Source organism: Arachnia rubra, from assembly GCF_019973735.1.
Lineage (GTDB): Bacteria > Actinomycetota > Actinomycetes > Propionibacteriales > Propionibacteriaceae > Arachnia > Arachnia rubra.
On the sequence record NZ_AP024463.1, the window covers coordinates 2,828,932 to 2,851,106 of the forward strand.

17 protein-coding genes, 1 tRNA gene, 1 pseudogene and 1 CRISPR repeat array are annotated in these 22,175 nt (G+C 63.7%); of the genes and pseudogenes, 11 read left to right on the plus strand and 8 right to left on the minus strand.

Annotation, left to right across the window (positions count from 1 at the left end; all coding sequences use genetic code 11):
- Positions 1-408 precede the first annotated feature (408 nt).
- Entirely contained in the window at positions 409-1,164 is a 756-nt protein-coding gene (locus SK1NUM_RS12930) for a transposase family protein (protein ID WP_212321357.1), read from the plus strand.
- Positions 1,165-1,208: 44 nt separating this feature from the next.
- Positions 1,209-2,038: direct repeats of the CRISPR family, unit length 36 nt; unit sequence GTCTCAATGGAGTCCGGCCTAAGAGGCCGGAACAAT.
- Between the two features lie 172 nt (positions 2,039-2,210).
- On the opposite strand, the gene cas2 is transcribed toward SK1NUM_RS12930, so the two are convergent.
- From cas2 to cas3g, 7 genes are read right to left on the minus strand one after another with little or no spacing between them, the layout of a single operon-like run.
- Positions 2,211-2,495 carry a CRISPR-associated endonuclease Cas2 gene (gene cas2, locus SK1NUM_RS12935; protein ID WP_212322774.1) on the minus strand — a complete coding sequence of 95 codons (285 nt, stop codon included), beginning with the start codon at positions 2,493-2,495 and terminating at the stop codon, positions 2,211-2,213.
- A 3-nt stretch (positions 2,496-2,498) separates the two neighbouring features.
- Complete coding sequence (cas1, locus tag SK1NUM_RS12940; RefSeq protein WP_223927600.1) at positions 2,499-3,377, minus strand: CRISPR-associated endonuclease Cas1; 879 nt, start codon at positions 3,375-3,377, stop codon at positions 2,499-2,501.
- Positions 3,378-3,395: 18 nt separating this feature from the next.
- A complete protein-coding gene (cas4, locus tag SK1NUM_RS12945; RefSeq protein ID WP_223927602.1) occupies positions 3,396-4,163 on the minus strand; it encodes a CRISPR-associated protein Cas4 in 768 nt (255 codons plus the stop codon).
- Between the two features lie 2 nt (positions 4,164-4,165).
- Positions 4,166-5,638, minus strand: coding sequence for a type I-G CRISPR-associated protein Csb2 (gene csb2 / locus SK1NUM_RS12950; RefSeq protein ID WP_212322776.1), 1,473 nt, complete (start codon positions 5,636-5,638; stop codon positions 4,166-4,168).
- 2 nt (positions 5,639-5,640) lie between these two features.
- Entirely contained in the window at positions 5,641-6,579 is a 939-nt protein-coding gene (gene cas7g, locus SK1NUM_RS12955) for a type I-G CRISPR-associated RAMP protein Csb1/Cas7g (RefSeq protein ID WP_212322778.1), read from the minus strand.
- On the minus strand, positions 6,576-8,771 hold the full coding sequence (gene cas8g1, locus SK1NUM_RS12960) for a type I-G CRISPR-associated protein Cas8g1/Csx17 (protein WP_212322780.1): 2,196 nt from the start codon (positions 8,769-8,771) through the stop codon (positions 6,576-6,578). Before cas8g1 ends, cas7g begins: the two co-directional genes overlap by 4 nt.
- Positions 8,768-11,284 (minus strand): type I-G CRISPR-associated helicase/endonuclease Cas3g, encoded by a 2,517-nt coding sequence (gene cas3g / locus SK1NUM_RS12965; protein WP_223927604.1) that lies wholly within the window; start codon positions 11,282-11,284, stop codon positions 8,768-8,770. The genes cas8g1 and cas3g overlap by 4 nt, the downstream gene beginning before the upstream one ends.
- Before the next feature lie 491 nt (positions 11,285-11,775).
- On the opposite strand from cas3g, the gene SK1NUM_RS12970 reads away from it, so the two are divergent.
- The 7 genes and pseudogenes from SK1NUM_RS12970 to SK1NUM_RS12995 all read left to right on the plus strand — a co-directional run bounded on the left by SK1NUM_RS12970 (position 11,776) and on the right by SK1NUM_RS12995 (position 19,235).
- Positions 11,776-12,453, plus strand: a complete 678-nt coding sequence (locus SK1NUM_RS12970; RefSeq protein ID WP_212322786.1) for a hypothetical protein — start codon at positions 11,776-11,778, stop codon at positions 12,451-12,453.
- A gap of 373 nt (positions 12,454-12,826) precedes the next feature.
- Positions 12,827-13,414 carry a TetR/AcrR family transcriptional regulator gene (locus SK1NUM_RS12975; RefSeq protein ID WP_223928014.1) on the plus strand — a complete coding sequence of 196 codons (588 nt, stop codon included), beginning with the start codon at positions 12,827-12,829 and terminating at the stop codon, positions 13,412-13,414.
- Between the two features lie 92 nt (positions 13,415-13,506).
- Positions 13,507-13,860 (plus strand): annotated as a pseudogene (locus SK1NUM_RS15500) (ABC transporter transmembrane domain-containing protein); the annotation flags it as partial.
- 115 nt (positions 13,861-13,975) lie between these two features.
- Positions 13,976-15,154 carry an ABC transporter ATP-binding protein gene (locus SK1NUM_RS12980; protein WP_396020915.1) on the plus strand — a complete coding sequence of 393 codons (1,179 nt, stop codon included), beginning with the start codon at positions 13,976-13,978 and terminating at the stop codon, positions 15,152-15,154.
- Positions 15,151-17,130 (plus strand): ABC transporter ATP-binding protein, encoded by a 1,980-nt coding sequence (locus tag SK1NUM_RS12985; RefSeq protein WP_212322806.1) that lies wholly within the window; start codon positions 15,151-15,153, stop codon positions 17,128-17,130. Before SK1NUM_RS12980 ends, SK1NUM_RS12985 begins: the two co-directional genes overlap by 4 nt.
- A 68-nt stretch (positions 17,131-17,198) precedes the next feature.
- Entirely contained in the window at positions 17,199-18,716 is a 1,518-nt protein-coding gene (locus SK1NUM_RS12990; RefSeq protein ID WP_212322809.1) for a potassium/proton antiporter, read from the plus strand.
- Positions 18,717-18,773: 57 nt separating this feature from the next.
- Positions 18,774-19,235: a hypothetical protein gene (locus SK1NUM_RS12995; protein ID WP_212322812.1), complete on the plus strand. Its 462-nt coding sequence runs from the start codon at positions 18,774-18,776 to the stop codon at positions 19,233-19,235.
- Between the two features lie 486 nt (positions 19,236-19,721).
- Here the strand turns inward: SK1NUM_RS12995 and SK1NUM_RS13000 are convergent.
- Positions 19,722-19,804, minus strand: a tRNA-Leu gene (locus SK1NUM_RS13000).
- 97 nt (positions 19,805-19,901) lie between these two features.
- Here SK1NUM_RS13000 and SK1NUM_RS13005 point away from each other — a divergent pair.
- From SK1NUM_RS13005 to SK1NUM_RS13015, 3 genes are all read left to right on the plus strand, one after another.
- Positions 19,902-20,777, plus strand: coding sequence for a flagellar basal body-associated protein FliL (locus SK1NUM_RS13005; RefSeq protein ID WP_212322815.1), 876 nt, complete (start codon positions 19,902-19,904; stop codon positions 20,775-20,777).
- A gap of 143 nt (positions 20,778-20,920) precedes the next feature.
- Positions 20,921-21,382 carry a hypothetical protein gene (locus SK1NUM_RS13010; protein WP_212322818.1) on the plus strand — a complete coding sequence of 154 codons (462 nt, stop codon included), beginning with the start codon at positions 20,921-20,923 and terminating at the stop codon, positions 21,380-21,382.
- 97 nt (positions 21,383-21,479) lie between these two features.
- Positions 21,480-22,169 carry a hypothetical protein gene (locus tag SK1NUM_RS13015; RefSeq protein WP_212322821.1) on the plus strand — a complete coding sequence of 230 codons (690 nt, stop codon included), beginning with the start codon at positions 21,480-21,482 and terminating at the stop codon, positions 22,167-22,169.
- Positions 22,170-22,175: the final 6 nt, after the last annotated feature.

A 22,175-nucleotide genomic window follows, 5' to 3' on the forward strand; every position in this document is an offset into this window, starting at 1 on the left:
AGCCTCGTCTCAATGGAGTCCGGCCTAAGAGGCCGGAACAATCCGGTGTGGCCGGAGTGGCACCATGACGGCCCCGTCCGGTCTCAATGGAGTCCGGCCTAAGAGGCCGGAACAATGTGGCGGCGACCGGATATTCGCACGCGTGTTCGACGGGTCTCAATGGAGTCCGGCCTAAGAGGCCGGAACAATTACGCCGCCGACACCCTCCTGTCACTCATCCCTTGGTCTCAATGGAGTCCGGCCTAAGAGGCCGGAACAATGATTGGAGACCAGGAGGCTTATTCATAGGGGTGTTTTGGCTTTCCCCAGCTAACACTTTACCCGAGGGGGATGTGAGGGCGGCTTGCCCGATCTGAGATAATTCAAAATGCAGAAAGAAAACCCTCAGATGAAAGACAAGCCGCCGCCGTGAATACTACCACAAGCCTTGACCGTGACCAGATCCTCAACCTGTGCGAACTGATCCACACATCCCGTTCCGGAAACCTTCCCCCGGCAGGGTCCCGTGTCCTGGGCTTGTTCCGCTGTATCCAGGTCACTGTGTTGATATTGCGGCACAATCTCACCCAGGAGTTGCTGGCCGACATCCACACAGTCTCCCAAGCCACCATCTCACGAGTGGTGGCGGTCTACACTCCCCTGATCGCCGAAGCCCTCCAGAACTGGGTGCCCAGTGTGGGGGACCTCGACCCGGACCGTCAGTACATCATCGACGGTACTCTGGTGTCCTGCTGGTCGTGGCACGACCGTCCCGAGCTGTACTCAGGCAAGCACCACACGACGGGGGTGAACCTGCAAGTGGCCTGCACCCTGGCCGGACAGCTCGCCTGGATCTCCCCGCCCCTGCCGGGTAGTGTGCATGATGCAAAGGCCATCAAGGAATCCGGCTTCCTCGCAGCCCTCGACAGTCAAAGTCATATTGGAGACAAAGGCTACATCGGATTGGGGATGATCACCCCCGCGAAGAAACCCGCCCATGGTGAACTCACCGACAGCGACAAAAGAAACAACACGACCATCAACCGCGTCCGCTACCTCATCGAACGTGTCATCGCGAACGTCAAAACCTGGCGTGTTCTACACACCGATTACCGCCGCCCCTACAACACCTTCGAAACCACAATACAAGCCGTCACAGGACTCATCTTCGCCTACAGTCTATGAATAAGCCTCATGGTGACCAAAGCCGTCTTGGGCGCGAAAAACCTGTCTCAATGGAGTCCGGCCTAAGAGGCCGGAACAATTCGCGATCAGCAGGCGACGTTCTATTACTCGTTGTTGTCTCAATGGAGTCCGGCCTAAGAGGCCGGAACAATGGTAGTTCATGGGTGATTTTGGACCCCGGCATACGGTCTCAATGGAGTCCGGCCTAAGAGGCCGGAACAATCACCCTCACCCGTGCTCAAGAGATGCTCACCGACCTCGTCTCAATGGAGTCCGGCCTAAGAGGCCGGAACAATTCCAAGGATGGCCGCCACCGCCCCGGGAAGTAGGCCAGTCTCAATGGAGTCCGGCCTAAGAGGCCGGAACAATGGACAAAACTCTGGCTTGTGTACCGGCTCTACCGCAATGTCTCAATGGAGTCCGGCCTAAGAGGCCGGAACAATTCGAAACCCAACTCGTGGTCCCCAACGTGCACCAGGTCTCAATGGAGTCCGGCCTAAGAGGCCGGAACAATCGGCTAGACCGGGGGGAGAACCGACAGTGAAAAGCAGTCTCAATGGAGTCCGGCCTAAGAGGCCGGAACAATCTGACCCTGGAATGACTTGGGCTGAGATCTCCTCGTCTCAATGGAGTCCGGCCTAAGAGGCCGGAACAATCGCAGCATCCCGAGCCACATGCGATTCTGTTTCTTCGTCTCAATGGAGTCCGGCCTAAGAGGCCGGAACAATCTGCCCAGCTGGCCGGCCAGCTGGGGATCAGGGATGAGTCTCAATGGAGTCCGGCCTAAGAGGCCGGAACAATGTCCCTTGATCGTTCCTGCCACGTCGAACGCTAGTAAGTCTCAATGGAGTCCGGCCTAAGAGGCCGGAACAATAGCTCGCCTCGGAAGGCCACCTTGACTAAGGACTTTACCAGCACCTGCGAGCTCTCCGCACCGCCGGGTCCCATAAAACCACTCTGTTGAGTTGTCATGGGGTAAAACACCTAGTCAAACCCCTTCGAGCGCTCCCCGGGGGAGACGACATGACCGGAGGTCTCGCAGCGGCTCACACCACCACGGGCCCCTCATCGGGCAACCTACGCGGTACCCCAAGCATACTGATGTCTGCGTCTTGCGGGGCGCCGAGGTCGATCACCACCACCGAATCGTAGGCGAGTGCGATCACATCACGAATGTCCCGTTCCCACATTGCGAGTTCAGCCTTGCTCAGGTCACACACGAACACCGAGTACTGGAGCCACTTCCCGTAGCCCTTCATGAGGTTGAAGGTGGCTCGCAACCGCTTGGGATCCGATATGTCATAGGAAATGAGATATCTTCGTCGGGCCATGGGTCACCTCGTCATCAATGGGGTGTAGGAATCCAGTTCTCCCGTGAAAGAAGCCGCCAGCACCCGTGCCTGAAGATCCAGCACCCTCCGGTACGACACCTGATAGCCGAACAGCGGGTGCTTCAGCTCCATTTCTAGGCGGCGTTCGTGCGCCTGGATGACGGAACGTCGCCCATCCGCGGTCAGTGCCACCCCGAGATGTCCCCGCATGAAGCTTTTCTCGTTGATTTCGCCGTTGTTGAGGCATTGCAATGCGACAGATTCCGCCACGAGGGCGCGGAACTCCTCGGCCAGATCGAGGGCGAGGGCCGGTCTGCCGTAGCGGGGCTGGTGCAGTACCCCGAGGAAGGGATCCAGCCCCACCCCGGTCAGCACCGCGACGAGGTCCTTCGTCAACAGGCTGTAGCAGAACCCGAGCACCGCGTTGACGGGATCGGGTGGCGGACGTCGCGCCCTGCCGTGCGCCTGGAACTCGGCCGCGACCTCGAGTCGGGGAGACAGCAGCTTGTGGAACTGCCCGAAGTACAGTCGCGCTGCCGTGCCCTCGATCCCGAGCAGCGTCTCCAAGGACGCAGCGGATTCGGTTTTCGCTTCCAGTTCCTTGAGCTGCTCCAGAATCGAATCGTCCAGCGACACCTTCGCGTTGCGGCGCAACAGCACCCGCTGGTTGTGGATCTTTCCCCGGATCATCTGCTGCGCGAACCGCAGGCCATGGACGCTCGCCAGCACCTGCCGTCGCCTGAGCGTCACGTGACCGTTCATCGGCCCCTGCGACCATCCGTCGAGCCAGCCCCCGTAGCTGAGCCAAATCACCACCGCGCCCCTGCGCCACAATGCCCTGAGTGCCTGGGTGGTGATCTGCACGTTTCCCACCACGCACACCTGGGAGATGTCGAGGAGTCACCGCTCGGCCACCGTCTCACCCTTGACCGCCACCAGCAGGCGGCCACCGGACACCTTCACCGACGCCCCCTGCGTGTTCACGTACACGGGTCTGGCGTCGGGATTCTTGACGATGATCCGACGCGGCTGCTCGCCGGAACGTTCGAGCAGATAGTTCGTCTCATCGGGCATGCACAGCGGCGCCAGCGAGCAGCGGAGGCAGCGCGGGTCGTTCAGCAGCGGCGGGGGCGGAAGTTCCTGCGCAGCCACCTTCCGCGCCAACGCCACCAGCTCCCGCACCTCCGTCTCCGCGTCCTGCCCCACCTCGATCGAAGCCCTGTGATGCGATCCCAGATAGGAGATGTCGGCGCGGTTCACTGAATACCCGGCGCGTCGCAGCAGCACCGCCTGGGTCAGGACCTGCACCCGGTCGGCAGGCCACATTCCGCCATCCCTGGGACCGGATCCCTTCTTCATGTCCACGGGACTCGACGATCCGTCCTCGTGGTCCACCCGGTCTATGACGGCCGTCACCCCGAGGTCCGGATCCGACAACGCCACCTGGATCGAGGTGAACGGTTTCTCCTCCTCATCGGGCGCGGGCATCCGCCCGGAACGACGATCCGTCGCGTCGTGGGCCACTGAACCCTGGATCGTGTCGTCGTTGTGAGCCCAGCGGCCGTCCACCCATTCGAGGTGGAACAGCCGCTGGCAGTACACCAATTCGTTCAGCATCCTCGCGGGAACCAGCTGCGGTTCCGCCGAGTACTCCCCCTGCGCCGGCATGGTTATCGCTCCACCGGCCGGAACAATCCGAAACCGAAATGCGAGAGGGACCCGAGCACCAGAGGCTCCGGGCGTTCCCCGGGACCCTTCGGAAGGGGTTCGTCGAAATCCAGCTGCAACAGCATCCCGCGGCGACGTTGCGCCATCGATTCGTTCCAGCGGTATCGACGGAACCTCACCACATCCCGGTCCTCCCAGTCGGCTAGCAGTTTCGCCCTCACCGGCGGCGTGCCCCCGGGGTGGCGGAAACCGAGTTCGCGTTCCACGAGTTTCTGCGCGAACTCCTCCCGCGGTTTGTTCAGCTTGGGGAAACGGTCGGTCAGGAACGGGGTCACGGAAACCCACGTGGTGGCATCGGCACTGGTGTATTCGTGCATCACCGTATCGACGGGTCCCATCAGCTGCAGGTGCAGTTCAGCTCCGGAGCGATACCCCTTGGGCGCGTTGCTCCAGCGCGGCAGGTACCTCGCCCCGGCCAGCCGGGAAAGCGTATCGGCAGGTATCCCGTCAGGCACCCACAACACCAGGTCCTCCACCTGCCCCGTCAGCTCACCGTCGGCGCCCAGCGTCGGCAACCAGAGCCAGTGGGGATGCCGATGCTGAGGGCCGTCGTCGAAAACACCGTGGTGTCCGGCCAGCGCCTCGACCCCGCTGCCCTGCTCCCGCAGGTCCGTGTTCTCCTTCTTGGTGCCTAGGATGCGGCCCCGGAGTCCATGGGCAGCGAGAATGCCGTCCTCGACACGGAAGGGGGCGGTGGGTTCCAGCCGCCACCGAACGGTCGTGGGTCTGAGCAGGTCATTCACCTCGCGACGGGCTGGAGCATTGCGAACTTCTCCGGGCAGCTCGTACCGGACCCACCGGGAACCGCTGGGGTATCGGAGACGGGCCTTGCGCATCTCCAAGGGAGAGGTCTCGAGTTGCTTCCTGGTCACGCCAGGCTCAGGTACCAGCACCTGGGTGTTTCCCGTCTCAGAAGGACGAACCCACCCTTTCTCATGCTGGGAATGCTCGTCGGAGAGTAGCCGTGCCTCACATCGCGACTCCGCCCGCCCCAAGTAGGACAGTTTTCTCAACAGTCGTTCCAAGGCGTCACGCTGTCCGGCGGGCAGGGTGAGATTCGGCCAGCGGATCACCACCTCGGCCTCGTCGCCCAGGTTCAGCCGAGGGTCGAGCTGGAGCGACGTGGAATGCTTGACTCCTTCGAGGAAATCGGGATTGGGCATGTAGTGCCGGGTCTGCGACGGCCTGGCATCCGGCAGCAGGTATTCCGGAGGTTCAGTGGCGAGCCCGGTCAGTAGGTCGCTGATCGTCTCTTCGGGTATGTCGTCGCAGCGGGTGTGCCAGATGCTGATCAGGGCGCGGAGCAGCCGCCAAGGTGACGGCGGCCACTCGCTGACCCCCTCGTTGAGGGCATGGTCCCACCCGTTCGCGTGGTATTTCCCTGTGACAAAGCGCAGGGCCACCTGGGTAGGCACGGTCACTTCCCCCCGCCGGTCCATTTCAGTTCCGAGATCGACGCGAGATCACCGTGCTGGTCGATGGCCTGCCGCAGCTTCGCGGTGGCCTCGTCCAGGGCGGGGATCTTGGCGAGGTCCTCGCAGTCCTGGTCCACGACCAGATGGCATGCGGTGCGCAGCCGCAACCCGTCCTGCCTGAACAGACTAGCCAGTTCGAAATCGACGAGGGCGTTCAGCACCGCCTCGGATTTCTCGCCGAGACCATAAGACTGGATCTGCCCATGATCCACGACAACGGACGCCGTGATGTCACGTGCCGTGTACTCGACCCGCTGGTGCGGCACCATGCCGTAGCCCTCCTTGGCTCCCCGCCCTTCGTCGTTGCTGGGGTTCACCGAATCCGTCTTCACCCCACCGGAGACCGCGGGCCGAACGTCGAGAGCGTCGATGAAACAGGTGATGGCCCGGGCAATCTTCGGCTGGGAGGGCCACGATTTCTGAGCGAAGAACACACCATGGATCAGAGACACTGGGTCCAGATCAAAAATGGCCTTGGCGAGGACACGGTGATCCACCAGCCTGCCTTTAACCAACCCGAGCCTGTTCTTCAACCACTCCTTTCCGGTCTCACCGTCAATCGTGGCGTCCATCAGGTAGGCGCTGGCCAGTCTGTGAGCCTCGAGACGGGAGCTGGTCAGGAACCCACCGTCAGCATCAACGATGCGCACATACGGCAGGCCATGCAGAGCCTCCGCCTGGTCGTTGACCGCCGGATCCCAGGTGCACAGTTCCAGCCGGTTCGCCATCGACTGGGGCGACTCCACGTGAAGGGCCTGCACCCACCCCTCGCCGGGCACATGAGCCTGGTAGGTAGCCGCCCCAAGATCGGGGAACCCGGTTGGCTGGAACCGGAATCCGACGGCGGACCGGAGGGTCAGAGTGAGGACGGTGCTGGTCATTGCAGTGCTCCTTCGTAGAGGTCAGTGGTTTCGTAAGACTCTGTGTTCTCGACTTCTGGCGCGCTCCTTCTGAGCGCCCACGGCTTCGAGGGCGCTGCCAGAGCCGCGAGAATTCGTGGTCCCAGACCGGGCTGGGACATGCGTGTGGAATGAGTGTGAACCTGAATGTCGGTTTCCTCAGCCCAAGGGAGACGGATCGTTCCTCGGTTGATCACACCGCTCGCAGCACGGTGTACGTCGGCAACACGATCGGCACGCAGCTGAAGTGGCCAGCTGGGTTCGAGGCCCACCGCCGCTCCCGTCGCATCCGACGCTGTTCCCCGCACGCGCACGGACCTGGACGCGAGGGCCTGGAGAATCGCCAAGGTCGGGTCCAAGAACAAGCACTCGCCATCTGATGTCACGGTGTCCATGTACTCTCCGCCGCTCCAGTCGACAGCCAGGAAAGCCAGCAGGTGATGGGTGACGAGGTCGTCATCGAGAAGTCCCCCAACCCAGGCGTGGATGTCGGCCCAAGGCACCAGGTACCGATGAGACAGGAAGGGCAGCCATCCCCGGGCCAGGTGGGTGTCCTCCCCCGGATGCTGTGCCAGCCACACCATTAGGTCCGCCAGCACATCGACGATGGGTCTGGCTCCGAGACCCGGCACCATCACCTCGGGGCCAATCGGATCTTTAGGATTCTTGGGATCCGCACCGACGAGCAGCCGACGAATCGGCTGCCCACCGCTTCCCCCGCCCTGCTGGGAGGCCGTGGGCGGCAGGAAGGTCGCGGAGGCGATCCCGGCGGCGATCCGCGCCTCGGGGCTGTTGAGGAACAGCTCCCGACACACAGGGATGACGGCATTCGCCGGCACCAGTTTCGAGGGATGTCCCAGTTCCTCACGGTTTTTCCGGGAGCGCAAAGCCGTCAGCTCCAGCTCGGTCTGAGCCCGAAGCATGGCGATTCCATTCCACCACTCGGGGTCCCGCACGAAAGCCGTCACGCTCGCATCGAATCGACGCGCCGCGGTTTTAGACGCCACTCCACTGGCCTTGTGGAACGTCCGGACACGGCGCAGCGGTTCCCTGGCCATGACCACCTCCGGGCGCGCCTTCACCTTGACGTGATCCAGCGGAACAGCGACAAAGGCCAAGCCGTTTCGTTTGAGAAAACCGAAACGCTGAAAAGCCGAAATACCCCTATTCACACCGAAGGAACGCACTGCCGCATACATGGACACAGCGCTAGAAGCGGTTCCACCATCCCAGGAAACCCGCGCCTCCTCGAAGACCTGACGCAGCTCCGGCAACGTGACGCTCTCCAACAGAGGCGCCCACAATTCGCCGCGGCCTTCCTCCTTCGCCGACCCCGGAATCGGTCCGTCCGGGCTGGACGAGACAGTGAAAGGAATGGCAACCCTGGAGTTCTGTTCACCCAGTCTTTTCGCAACCGATGCAGCAAACAGCATGGCCCCTTCCACCATGAGAATGAAACCCCAGGGGTTGACCATCGCGTCGGCGCTACCGAACGCGGAAGAACCGGGAGTCCCTGCCCCGACGGGATCGCCCTGACCTACGGAGGCAGCAAGTAGTTTCTCTGTCGACCTCCCCCACAGCAGATCCTGCATCCACGCCCGGCTGCGTTCGGGTTCCGCTCCGAGCTCCGGCAGAACATCCTTCAGGCGTTGGTGAACGTTTGTACTGAAATCCAGTCGGCCATCATTTCCCCCTGTACCGAGAATAGGAGGGTACTCCGTCTTTTTCGCGGTGAGGACCACGCTGGCGTCCATCCACGGCAAGGCATCGTCCGGAAGTCGGTTGCGAAGTTCCTGCACGAAGCGTTCCTTCGTCCATCCTTTTTCCGATTTCGCAATCAACACCGACCGAATCACCGCAAGAGCATTTCGGTAGGGCGCGAGCCTGTGCGCGGTGGAGGATTCCAATATCCGGATGTATTCCAACGGTGTCTTGTCCTTCTCACCGAACCCGCTACCGCCATTCCACGGAGAGAAAACCGGGGTAGGAACGAAATCCCGGACGAAGAAATCAGCGACGTCCTCCACCTCGGTGTCCATGTGGAACACGCCGTCACGCCAGCCGAACCGCGCCGCAGGATCGGCCTGTTCGGAAATCCCCTTGGCCACCCCGAGCGCCGCCAGGTAGTTGATCAGGGGAACACACCCCAGGCCAGGAAACACGTGCGTGGTCATTCTTCGGTTCCTTCCACGGCGGGGAGTTCGAGGGTGGCGCTGGCCCGCCAGTCGGCCATGCGCACCAAGGTTTCGAGATAGGCCAGACGGAACGGTCCGAGGCGCTCCAGAAGAGCCAGGGCGTTGGCGGTCCAAGAGTCGGCTCCGCTCCGGAAGATGCCGTGGTCGACCACCGATTCGGGCAGCTCGATCCCTGGAAGCGTCACGGCATTGATGGGTTCTTTGTCAAAGCTTCCGAGGAAACTCAGGCCGTCGCTTCCGTCGTAGCGGGGATCGCGGGCGGTGATGCGGATATGTCCGTGATGCGCCGCGATCAGATACAACACGAGAGAATGCAGCTCAGGCTCCACCCCCAAGTCGATCAGCAGTTGCCGTCCGGCATCGGTACGCAGCATGAACACCGAGATCAACTCGTGCCGGAATCCGAAACGTCGCTCCGCCCGGGCATTCTTCTGACCATCCACCATGAGTTCACGCCGCACTCGGAGCGGGGCAGTTCCGGGAGACTTTGCGTACAGCTGTTCCGGGTCATCGAGAGGTGTGTCCGTGTTCGCATCCAACAGCGCCTGCGCCCAGTCGCGGTGGGCCTTGCCGAGGTCGTGGAGCGCCCCAGCGACCGCCGCTGCGTGCAGGTGCGCATCATCGATCCCAACCGGACGGAGCGCCGCAGCGAGGGCCTCGACCTGTTCCCGGGTGTCCGCGAGGTGTTGATGCAGGGTGACCCATCCGTTTCCTCGGGCCCCGGCGTCCTGGGAACCGGTAATGCTCTCGGGAGTAGTCGCATCCGAGAGGTTGTGCACATCGACGTAGTCCTGGACCGTGTGCTTCTCGGCGGGGTCGAAACCGTGTTCGATGCTGTAGCCGCCGAGCCCGGCCTCCACCAGGATCAGCTGTTGGGGTCGCAGCTGGTCCGCTCTCACGGGGATCCAGCAGTCATCCTGGACCGAGAAGGTCCAGGCCCGCTGGTCTCTTCGGTCCCTGATGTCCTTCCGGTTCAGCAGTTTCTTCGCCCGGCTCATCGAAACGCCGCAGCGAAGCGGCTGGCCGGGGATCTCAGTCGTCAGCTCTCCCCGAGGCTCTTTCTGGGACGTGATGGAGCCGTTCGGTATCCAGGCCAACTGAACGTCGAGGTCCTTGTCGGGGCGGATGTAGCAGCTGATGTCGACATCGTTGCCTGTCAGATCGGGGGTGGTATCGAACAGCTGACGGAAGTCGCGGCGACGCAGGATGCGCAATTCCAGATCCTCCGGCGGTATGTCGTCGCCCAGCCGGTGGAGCTGGGCGCTGGTCAACGACATGCCCTCCGCGCGCCTCAAAGCCTCGACCGCGCACGCAACCTGTTCCGAGTCGTACGGATGCCCTTTGGCGGGTTCACGCCAGTGAACCACCGCTTCCCCCACCGGGTACCGGGCAGCCCTGTTGCAGCGCCCGGCTCGTTGGACGACGGACGCCCACGGCGCGGCCTCGGTGATGAGGGTGCGGGCATCGATGTCCACTCCGGCCTCGATCGCCTGGGTCGCGATGACGATTCCTCCATCACGCGCAATCCCCCGCAGCTTTTCGAGCTGGGTTTTGCGTTCCACCCCACGGAATTGGGAGTGGATCAGCAACCTGGGCTCCTCCGGGGCCAGTGTGCCGAGTTCCCGGTAGGCATCGACGGCGGCGTCAACCGTGTTCACCACCACCAGGGTGAGGGTCCCGGGTTGGTGGCGTTCGACGATCTGGGCGGCGAACTCCTTCGGTTTGTCGACCGGGGGAAATTCCCTGATCGTTCGCTCTGCCGACATGCGCCGGAGCAGCTCCGGGGACTCCGACGACTCGTCGATCCCCAGCACGTCGGCGCCTTCCCAAGGGTTGTCGACGGTGTCCAGGATGCGTTCGTCGATGGTGGCCGACATGATCATGAGCCGGCTCGGCTCTGCCGTGCCGAGTTCTCGTTGGAAGGCCGCGAATTGACGCAGGGTGGCGGTGGCCTGGGGCGCGAGCTGAACCTCGTCGACCACCATCAGGGTGCCGTTCCCGATGAGCGCGAAATCGATCGGGTAGGACGCTCGGAAGGTTCCGTATCCTCGTGCGAGTCCCCGCGACACCCCCATGTCGACGGTGCCGATGACGATGCTGGGGCGGTGCAGGTTCATGCGCCAGTCCTGCTGGGAGGACCGGATGTCGCGGCCACCCATGAACACGTGCACGCCGACCGCATCCAACAGCCCGAGCCGGTCGAGCCAGCCACGGACCGTTTCCTCGTACTGCTCCACCAGCGTGCGCGAGGGCAGGAGGACGACCAGTCGCCGCGGGGTCGCCGCCCGAACTGAGGCGTCGGGATGGAAGAGCAACCGCCACACATAGGCCAGGACCACCGCCGTCTTGCCCGATCCCGTCGGCGCCCGCAACGCGTCGGGGAAACCTTCCTCGGCAAGACGCACCTGATACCGGTAGGGGTCACATCCGTCCGGCGCACCCTCCGAGCGGGTGGCTCGCCGGAAGCACTCAGTGAAGTTCGAGAACCGCATCATCGCATCCCTTCAAGCTGTCTCCACCTACCTATGACGGCCAGACCGCGGCCAGTCCCCAAAAAATTTTCGGCAGGTCATCCCCACAGGAACGATCGTAGCAGAGTTGTGTACCTGCTCTGAAAGTTATATGCTCAAAGAGCCCGGGGCGGCTGCATTGAGAAAGAGCGGGTACCTGAGACCCATGCACACAGGGCATCGTCCGTCCCGGGTTGCACTCTGGGAGCGACTGACGAAAGAGGGGCGAACCGGATGAAGCGACGACGAAAGGCGGGGATACGAAGCGGCGCTAGCTCCCTGCCCTCGAGGAAACTGCTGCGGAGCATAACCAGCCGGGGTCGCAGTCTGGGTCATGTTCTGCGCAAAGCAAAACCCCGGCGACATCATTCCAAGGAACGAGGGGTCATCCGGGGTGTTCGTGGTCTATTGTGCCAGATGAGCAAGCCCGACGCAATCTTGCAGGCGACGGGGACGAACACTCGGAGGAAGCCTTGAATCATCCAGCGCATCGCGCATCGGTCGAGCGTTACGTCACACAGTCGCGTCTGGGACCCTACCTCACCGAAACCGGCAACGACTACGTCCTAGCCGAGGAGTTGTACGTCTGGAACCTCCGAGTCAGCGGCGCCTTTCATGAGGTGCTCGACGTCTTCGAGGTGGTGCTGCGCAACGCGCTGTGCGAGCAGCTCAGGCATTGGCACGGCAAGAGGACGGGCACTTGGCTGGACGATCCCACGAGCAAGCTCGATGATCGCAGGATCGAACAGATCAAGGAGGCGCGTCAGGCTCTGTCACAGAAAAACAAGCCGTTGACCGAAGGACGCATCGTAGCCGAGTTGTCGTTCGGATTCTGGAGGTTCCTACTGTCGAAGCACTACCAGAACACTCTCTGGGCCCCACATCTGAGGAAGGCGTTTCCCGGCATGAAACCGCAGCGCCGCGAAGTGGTCTACAAGCATGTCGAGGAACTGCTCACGTTGCGCAACAGGATCGCACACCACGAACCGATTCATCGCTTCCCCCTGGCCGACCTACATGCCGCAATGCTGCTGGTCACATCTTGGATCGACCCGGACATGTCCAACTGGCTCACAAACCTGAGCCGCGTGCCTTCAGTCTTAGCGGCCAAACCGAAGTCCGGTTCCGGATCAGGCGGCCGACCTTCTTGACCCCATAGCCGCACACAGACTCTTGGCCCAGAAGGAGAGCGTCAGTTCCGAGAAGGCGACCTCGGTCAGGGCCGGCTGCGGTAGTCCGGGATCAGACGACACGACACCGGAGCCAGCCTCGCTAGGGGTCGAGGGGCCTCGTCCTGTCGACCTCAACCAGGCCCCCTACCTCGCATACGAGTGACGCAATACCACTCATCATCGCCGAGTCATACTTCGGCAGCACACTGCAAATCGCCCACGCCACTGCGGATGCCCTGCCCAACACCCAGACCCAGGGCTCCAACGAAATGCCCGTTACCGATCGTCGCCGGCCCCAGTTCCCATCCAGTTTTGAATGAGTGAGTACTCACTCATACATTGGTGCGCCGTGATGACCCGCGCCCGACCTCTCCCGCCCGCCGAACGACGAGCGTCGCTGATTGCCGCGACCCGCCAGTTGATCCTGGACCACGGTCCCGAGGTGACTACCCGGCAGGTGGCGGAGGCCGCCAAGGTGGCCGAGGGAACCCTGTTCAGGGTGTTCCCGACCCGGCGCGACCTGATCGCCGCCACCATCGCCGACCACCTCTCCCCCGAGCGGCTCGCCGACATCTTCGCTGCGGCCCCCGCCACCACGACCGTCGACGAGACCACCGAGGTGTGTCTGTCCACCGCCGCCGACTACGTCACCACCTTCGGGCGTTTCATCCCCCGACCGCACCGGAGCGGCGACCAGGACGAGATCCGGTTCCGGATCATGGAGCTGTGGGAGGCCCGGGTCTGTGACATCGCGAACTGGATGCGTGACCGCCTGGCCCCGCACGAGGCCGAGTTGACGATCCCGGTCAAGGACTTCGCCCATCTCGTCATCACCCTGGCGATGGGGTATGCGCACGGCAGATCTCCCGATACCAGCTTGAACCCCGCCACCCTGGCACGCCTCGCTCTCGACGGGGCCCGCCGGAAGGAATCCCATTGATCACAAGACTCAACAGACTCATCACCGCCTATCTCAGGCCGTATTGGAAAGAGCTGCTGGCCGCGCTGGCCCTCCAGGTGGTGGCAACAGTCATGTCACTGTACCTACCGAACCTGAACGCCCAGATCATCGACGACGGCGTCGTCAAAGGCGACACCGACCTGATCTGGCGCAGCGGCGGCATGATGCTGCTGTTCTCGCTGATCCAGGCGACAGGGCAGATCGGCGCCACCTGGTTCGGGGCCCGCACCGCCATGTCGATGGGACGCGACCTGCGGGCCGCCGTCTTCGACCGCGCCCTGTCGTTCTCCACCCAGGAGGTGCGCCAGTTCGGGGCGTCCTCCCTGCTGACCCGCAACACCAACGACGTCCTGCAGGTGCAGACGATCGTCCAGACCACCCTGACCATCATCATCGGAGCCCCCATCATGATGGTCGGCGGTTTCATCATGGCCCTGCGCGAGGATGTCGGGCTCTCGTGGATCATCGCGGCCGGGGTCGCGGTGCTGGGCTCGGCCATCGGCCTGCTGGTGGTGTTCGCCGCCCCCCCTGTTCCAGCGGATGCAGACCAACCTGGACAACCTCAACCGCGTGCTGCGGGAGCAGATCACCGGCATCCGGGTGATCCGCGCCTTCATCCGCGAGGACCACGAGTCACGCCGCTTCGAGAAGGCGAACGACGACGTCTACAGCGTCACGCTACGTGCCTCCCGGCTGCTGATGCTGCTGTTTCCCTTCGCCATGTTCATGGTGAACGTCTCATCCGTGGCGGTGATCTGGTTCGGGGCATTCCGCATCGACTCTGGCGCAATCCAGCTCGGCCAGATGACAGCATTCCTCAACTACCTCATCCAGATCCTGATCTCGGTGCTGATGTCGACGATGCTGCTAACCCTCGCGCCACGCGCCGCCGTATCGGCAGACCGGATCCTGGAGGTGCTGGACACCGAGCCCACGGTTGCCCCGCCGGCCAATCCCGTCACCCCGAAGGAGGCGACGGGGGTCGTCGAGTTCCGTGACGTCACCTTCACCTACCCGGGGGCCGACACCCCGGCCCTGTCGGACCTCTCCTTCACCCTGAACCCCGGCCGCACGACCGCGATCATCGGCTCGACGGGCTCGGGGAAGTCCACCCTGGTGAACCTGATCCCCCGGCTGTTCGATGCGACCGGCGGCGAGGTGCTGATGGACGGCGTCGACGTGCGGCAGCTCGACCCCGACGCCCTGTGGTCGCGCATCGGGCTGGTGCCGCAGAAGCCCTACCTGTTCTCCGGCACCGTGGCCTCCAACCTGCGATACGGCCGTCCCGACGCCACCGACGAGCAGATGTGGGAGGCGCTGCGCATCGCCCAGGCCGCGGACTTCGTCTCGGAGCTCGAAGGCGGCCTCGAGGCGCGCATCGCACAAGGCGGTACGAACGTATCGGGCGGTCAGCGGCAACGCCTGTCGATCGCCCGGGCCCTGGTCAAGGAGCCTGCCGTCTACGTCTTCGACGACTCCTTCTCGGCCCTCGACGTCGCGACCGACGCCCGGCTGCGTGCCGCACTCGCCCCGGCCACGGCAAACCGCGCCACACTGATCGTCGCCCAGCGCGTCGCCACCATCCGCTATGCCGACGAAATCCTCGTCCTGGAACACGGTCGTATTGTCGGGCGCGGCACCCACGACGAGCTGCTGGCCAGCAGCCGCACCTACCAGGAGATCGTCGACAGCCAGCTGAGCGCCGAGGAGGCGGCATGAGCGAGAAGAACACGAAGACCACCGCCAACAAACGCCCCGAGAACGGCCCAGGCAAGATCAGCTTCGGACCCGGCGGTCCCAGCGGCACCGGCGAGACCGCCGCTGCTTTCCTGCCCTCGCTGCGCCGGTTGTTCGCGACCATGAGGCCGCAGCGGGTCATGGTCGTCCTCGCGCTGCTGCTGGCCGTCGCCGCGGTCGTGATGTCCACCCTCGGCCCGAAGATCCTCGGCGCGGCCACAGACCTGCTGCTGGCCGGCATCATCGGCAAGAACATGCCCGCCGGGGCCAGCAAGGAGCAGGTCATCGAGGCCGCCCGGGCCAGCGGGGACAACAGCACCCTCGTCGACATGCTGCAACGCGTCGACTTCACCCCCGGCCAGGGCATCGACTTCAGCGCCATCGGCTCGATCCTGCTGCTGGTGCTGGGGCTCTACGTCTTCTCCAGCGTCGCCACCTACGCCGCGAACTGGATGCTGATCGGGGCCTCGCAGAAGTCAGTGCGGCGAATGCGCAGCGACGTCGAGGCCAAGCTCCAGCGCCTTCCCCTGTCGTACTTCGACAAGCAGCCGCGCGGTGAGCTGCTGTCCCGCGTCACCAATGACATCGACAACATCTCGCAGACGCTGATGCAGACCCTGCCGCAGCTACTCAACGCCCTGCTGACGGTGCTCGGCGTGCTGGCCATCATGATGTGGATCTCGTGGCCGCTGGCGCTGGTCACCCTGGTCTCCATCCCGCTGTCGATGTTCATCGTCCCACTCATCATGCGCCGCTCACAGCGCCGCTTCTCGGACATGTGGAAGTCGACGGGTGAGCTCAACTCGGAGATCGAGGAGGCCTACACGGGCCACGCGCTGGTGAAGGTTTTCGGCCGCAAGTCCGAGGTGGAGGCGAACTTCCGCGCCCGCAACAACGAGCTGTTCACCTCGTCGTTCGGGGCACAGTTCCTCTCCGGGATCCTGATGCCCGTGATGTTCCTGGTCGGCAACCTCAACTACGTCGTCGTCGCGGTCTTCGGCGGCCTGCAGGTCGCGACGGGCCAGATGAACATCGGCGACGTGCAGGCCTTCATTCAGTACTCGCGCCAGTTCACCCAGCCGCTGACGCAGCTGGCGTCCATGATGAACCTGCTGCAGTCGGGTGTGGCCTCCGCCGAGCGGGTCTTCGAGCTCCTCGACGCCGACGAGATGTCGCCGGAGCCGGGCCGCGAGCTGACCGCCGAAGGCGGGCATGTCGTCTTCGAGGACGTCACCTTCTCCTACAGCCCTGACCGGCCGCTGATCGAACACCTGAACCTGGAGGCGAAACCCGGCCAGACGGTCGCGATCGTCGGCCCTACCGGCGCGGGCAAAACCACCCTGGTAAATCTGCTGATGCGCTTCTACGACCTGGACTCCGGGCGCATCCTCCTCGACGGAACAGACATCGCGACGGTGGACCGCCAGGCGCTGCGCGACAACCTGGGCATGGTCCTGCAGGACACGTGGCTGTTCGGCGGCACCATCCGCGACAACATCGCCTACGGCAAGGAGGGAGCCACCGAGGAGGAGATCCTCGCGGCCGCGAAGGCGGCGTTCGTCGACCGCTTCGTCCACTCCCTGCCCGACGGCTACGACACCGTCATCGACGAGGAGGGCAACAATGTCTCGGCGGGCGAGAAGCAGCTCATCACCATCGCCCGGGCGTTCCTATCCGAGCCGGAGCTGCTGATCCTCGACGAGGCCACCTCGTCGGTGGATACCCGCACCGAGCTGCTGCTGCAGAAGGCGATGGCGGCGCTGCGGAGCGGTCGCACGTCGTTCGTGATCGCGCACCGGCTGTCCACCATCCGCGACGCCGACCTGATCCTGGTGATGAACGACGGCGCCATCGTCGAGCAGGGCACCCACTGCGAGCTCCTGGCCGCGAAGGGCCGCTACTACGACCTTTACCAGTCGCAGTTCAATGCCCCCAGGCAGGAGGCGCCCGTTGGCTGAGGGACCGCGGCCACTGGCCCTAGGAGCTGGGAACCCGGGATAATGGCCGCACGACCAGGAGGTACATCATGAGTCATCACGAGATGGACATGGTGGTCCTGATCGCGTGCGGAGTGCTGCTGCTCGGGGTGGCTGCGGTGCGGATCTCGTCGCGCAGCTCCATGCCCGGCCTGCTGCTCTACCTGGGGATCGGCCTTTTCATCGGCGAGGCTGGACTCGGCATCCGGTTCGACGATGCCCAGCTGGCCTACAACATCTCCGCCCTGCTGGTGGCGCTGCTGCTGTTTGACGGCGGCTTCACCACCCGCTGGTCGGAGTTCAGGCCCGTGGCGGCCCGGGCTGGGCTGCTCGGGACGGTCGGGGTGCTGGTGTCGGTGGCGGTGGCGTCGTCCATCGCGATGCTGGTGTTGGGCGTCGACCTGCGCACTGGCATCCTGATGGCCGCGATGGTCTCGTCCACCGACGCCGCCGCTGTGTTCGCGATCCTGCGGCGCCTGCCCCTGAAGTCGAAGGTGCGCACCACTCTGGAGGGTGAGTCGGGGTTCAACGACCCGCCCGCCATCATCATCGTCACCGTCGTCGTCTCCGACGCCTGGAACCAGATGTCGGTGACGGGAATGATCGCGAACGGGATCTTCCAGCTCGTGGCCGGGGCGCTCATCGGCGCGGCCGTGGCGATGGTGGGGCAGGTCTTCCTGCACCGCATCTCCCTGCCCAGCGCAGGCCTGTATCCCCTCGCGACCCTCGCCATCGCGCTGACCGCCTACTCCGTCGCTGGGGTCATGGGTGGCTCGGGGCTGCTGGCGGCCTACATCGCGGGGTTGTGGCTCGGCAACCAGGCCCTCCCCCACCACTCGGCGACGGAGGGGTTCACGGAGTCGGTGAGCTGGCTGGCGCAGATCGGGCTGTTCGTGCTGCTGGGTCTGTTGGCCTCACCCAGCGAGCTCCCGGCGGCGGTCGTGCCGGCCCTGGTGATTGGGTCGGCGCTGACGTTCATCGCCCGGCCGATCTCGGTTCTCGCCTGCCTGACGCCCTTCCGGGAGAAGCTCAGGACCCAGCTGTTCATCTCGTGGGCGGGGATGCGCGGGGCGCTGCCGATCATGCTCGCGACCATCCCGCTGACGCACAATCTGCCGGGCGCCTCGCACATGTTCCACGTCATCTTCCTGTTGGTGGTGATGTTCACCCTCGTGCAGGGGCCGCTGCTGCCGCGTCTCGCCCCCTGGGCCGGGGTGCTGGAGCGGATCTCACCGCGGGAGCTGATGTTCGACTCCTCCCCGCTGGAGGGCATCAACGCCTCCCTCGTCCAGTTCCGGGTCCCCAGGAAGGGACGCCTGGTGGGCATGTGGGTGAAGGACCTGCGACTGCCGCGCGGTGCCGTCGTGTCCATGATCATCCGCGACCAGGAGGTGCTGATCCCGAACCAGGAGCTACGGCTCGAAGCCGGCGACCAGCTGCTGCTCGCCGTCCACTCTGGCCTGGTGGAGCGGGTCCAGGGCCGGCTGACGCTCATCAACGAGCACGGCCCCCTGGCCCGCTGGATAGCCTCCGGTCGCAATCGCCGCCGCCTACTCGACGGCGACTAACAGCCAGGTCTCCCGCACCTCTGGAACCCGCGGCATCGATGCTGAAGGAAGGCAAAGATGTCAACCGATGTTTCAGACGCCATGCAGGACCTCATCCGCCTCCAGCAGCTTCACGAAATCGTGAACCTCGACTACCAGCGAGGCTTGCGGGCTGTGGCCAATTCCGGAGTCAGCCAGCGCGAGATAGCTCAACGCCTACGAGTCACTCAGCCGACCATCTCCGCGGTGCTCCGCAAAGCCCAGGATCTCCCCCAGGTCGCCGAGGAATTCTCGGGCGCAGGACCCGCAGAGATCTGCCAGCGTTATGCAGCAGGCCTGATCAGCCGCGACCAGCTGATCGACGAGCTCACAAGGTGGCCATACGCCCCGGTCAAGGACGACGACCCCTACGACTGGCTCGTCGTCGCTCCTCCAGGATCCTGGGAAGAAGTCACGGACGCTCTATTCGAAGGCTGGATAGACGACGATATCTACGATGAAGTGATCCAACGCTCCGAGGAGCAGCACAAGGATCACTAGGTCATGCCAGAATCACACATAGAAACAGTCATTGGCTTGTCGCGTCCCGGCCAGGCGCTCGGCACGGATGCTCCCACCGCCTCGATCAAGAATCCACAATGGTTCACAGCAAACGGGAAACCACGCCGACAAAGGCTTATTCTCCATCGGCAGCTGCTACACCTATCGCGCCAAATACCCACACGCAGCCCGAGAGGGCCGTGCAGTCGTGCTGGCGGGGCCACCAGGCGCAGGGAAAAGCACCCTCGAAACCGACTTGCAGCGCATAGCTGAGGGCCGACCGCTCGTCGATACATCCCAGATTGCCGCTATGCGCGTCATCGAAACCAGCAGGCCACTGACCTTCCGAGGCAACACCCCTCGGCCGCGGGGAATCGACCGATGATTCTGCCCAACACGCTGCTGCCCTGAGTAACGGACTGCCGGTGGGGTCCTGCTGGTTTTCCAAAAACTGAAGGTCCTCATCTGCGATGAGAACCTTCACCGTGCGCGAGAGAGGAGTTGAACCTCCACGCCCTTGCGGGCACTGGCACCTGAAGCCAGCGCGTCTACCATTCCGCCACTCGCGCGTCGGGGATGAACTCTAGCACGATGCGACGGACCGCATGCAACTCAGGCCTGACGAGAACACCGCTTCCATCTACCATGTTGTGTCAGGAGGAACGAATGAGCAATAACCAGTGGCCTGGGCCGTACCAGCCCCAGGGAGGCTACCCGCAGCAACCTCAGCAGCCTCAACCGGGCTATCCCCAGCAGCCCCAGCAGGGCTACCCACAACAACCCCAGCAACCGCAGCAGGGGTACGGGCAGCCGGCTCAGGGGCCTGGATACCAGCAGCCGGGGTACTCGCAACCCGGCTACGGGCAACCCGGTTCCGGCTACCAACAACAACCCGGTTATGGACAGCCTGGCTATGGGCAACCTGGCTACGGACAACAGCCTTATGGCGCCGGCGCCCCCGGGTACGGGCAGCCCGGCCAGGGCATGCCTCCGAAGAAGAACAACAACGGCCTGATCATCGGGCTGATCGCGACGGTTCTGGTGGTCGCCATCGGGCTGGGCATCTTCTGGTTCATCAACCAGAACAACAATCAACAGGCCACCCCCACGACCAGCACGCAGACCACCCCCACCGGGAAGGCCAGTACGTCCAAGGAGCCAACCTCTTCGCCGACAAAGGAGAGCTCCAAGTCCAAGGATCCGACGCCGACCAGGAGCAGCCGTGCCTCAAACGCACCCGACATGCCTGATTCATTCGGCAATTTCACATTGCAGGATAGGAAGGAAATGGTTTCCACCTACACGAGCTCAGACAATAAATTTTTCGTGGCTTCCTACGGTGCCGGCGCGACAGCAGAACTGACTGCCAACGAGTTCGAGGATCCTCAGACCTTTGACGGCTGGATCTGCGGTACGAGCAGCAGCATGCTCATGTGTGCGGCCGATGCACATTCAGGAGTAGTCGTCACAACGCTGCAGGGTGAGAAATCAGCACCCAAAATCGTGGAAGTCTCCAAAACCTTCCTCGAAGCCTGGAAGTAACCCTTTACATAGTCATGGTCAGGAAGCCATGTTCCGGTGAGGCAACACGGCATGGCAGGCAATAGCACATGGCAGGCAATAGCAATAGCCCCTGCGAGGCTCACCAGCCCCGCAGGGATCACCACGAGACACAAGGGGCAGGGATGAGCAGCAGAGGCCTGGTCGTCAACACCGCCGCCGTGATGACGGCGGTGCTCGTCGGCTCCGGGGCCTGGTGGATCGTTAGCCGCAATGGGGAACCTGCGCAAACGCAGAGTCCGGCTCCCGCGCAGGAAACCAGCAGGCCTGTGGAGGCTCCCCTGATGCCGCAGGCTTTCGGCTACTTCTCGACCGAGCACGCGTCCCCGATCCTGACCAACTACTGGAACGTGGACGGCAGCAACTACCTGATCGCCCTCCACGACAAGATCGTGACGGCGGAGAACGTCATCACGGACCTGAGCGACGCGCAGGTCTTCGGCGACTGGACCTGCGGGTACCGGGCGTCCAAGATCAGCTGCGTCACGACTGCCTACAACGCCACCCTCACCACGACCCTGCACCCAGCCACGCCCCTTCCCGAGGCGGCAGAGATCAGTGCAGCCTTCCTGGCCAGCTGGGCATAGTGCCCACCCAGCTCCCCACGGGGCATCTTCGGTGAGAAGACCCGCCGATGGGGACGGCAGCTCGCAGAGGGCCTACCATGAGACGCGGGAGGCAGGAATGAGCAATGACCAGCGGTCAGAAGCGGGTGGATCCCACGGTCCGCCGGAGGATCATGCCCACGAGTCGCCGCCAAGGGCCGGCAGTTGCCTGAGAACTCTGTCCTTCGGCATCCTCGCCTTTGCCCTCGGATTCGGCACCTGCTGGGTCCTGACGCACCAGGGACAACCAGCTGCGCTCCCCTCCCAGGACACGACCACCAGCGCCCCCGCCCCCACGGTCTCCGAGGCCCCTCCCAGCGCCACTGTCTCCGTCTCCGCGGGGACGACCACCCCCCGGGACTCCAGCCCGACGCCCACACCCAGCGACGGATCACCCGCCCCCGGCGCCAGCAAGCAGAACCAGCAGCCCAGCAGCTCCGCGAGCACAATCCCCAACATGCCCTCGTCGTTCAACGACTTCAAGAACTCCGCGCCGAACCCCAACATGACCATCTACTACAAGGGAACGGTTTTCTTCCGGGCTCTGTACCTGGAAGGTGACAAGGCGTTCGAGACCATGACCCGGGACTTGAAGAACCCCCAGAGCATCGACGGCTGGACCTGCGGCATCGACGAGTTCGGCGGAGCCAAGTCCCTGAACTGCGTGACCACCACGCATGGTGGGGCGGTCAACACCTCCATGGGGGCCGACGCGGAAGTCACGATCCTGGTGGAAAACAGCAAGGCCTTCGTTGAGGCCTGGAGATAAAAGATC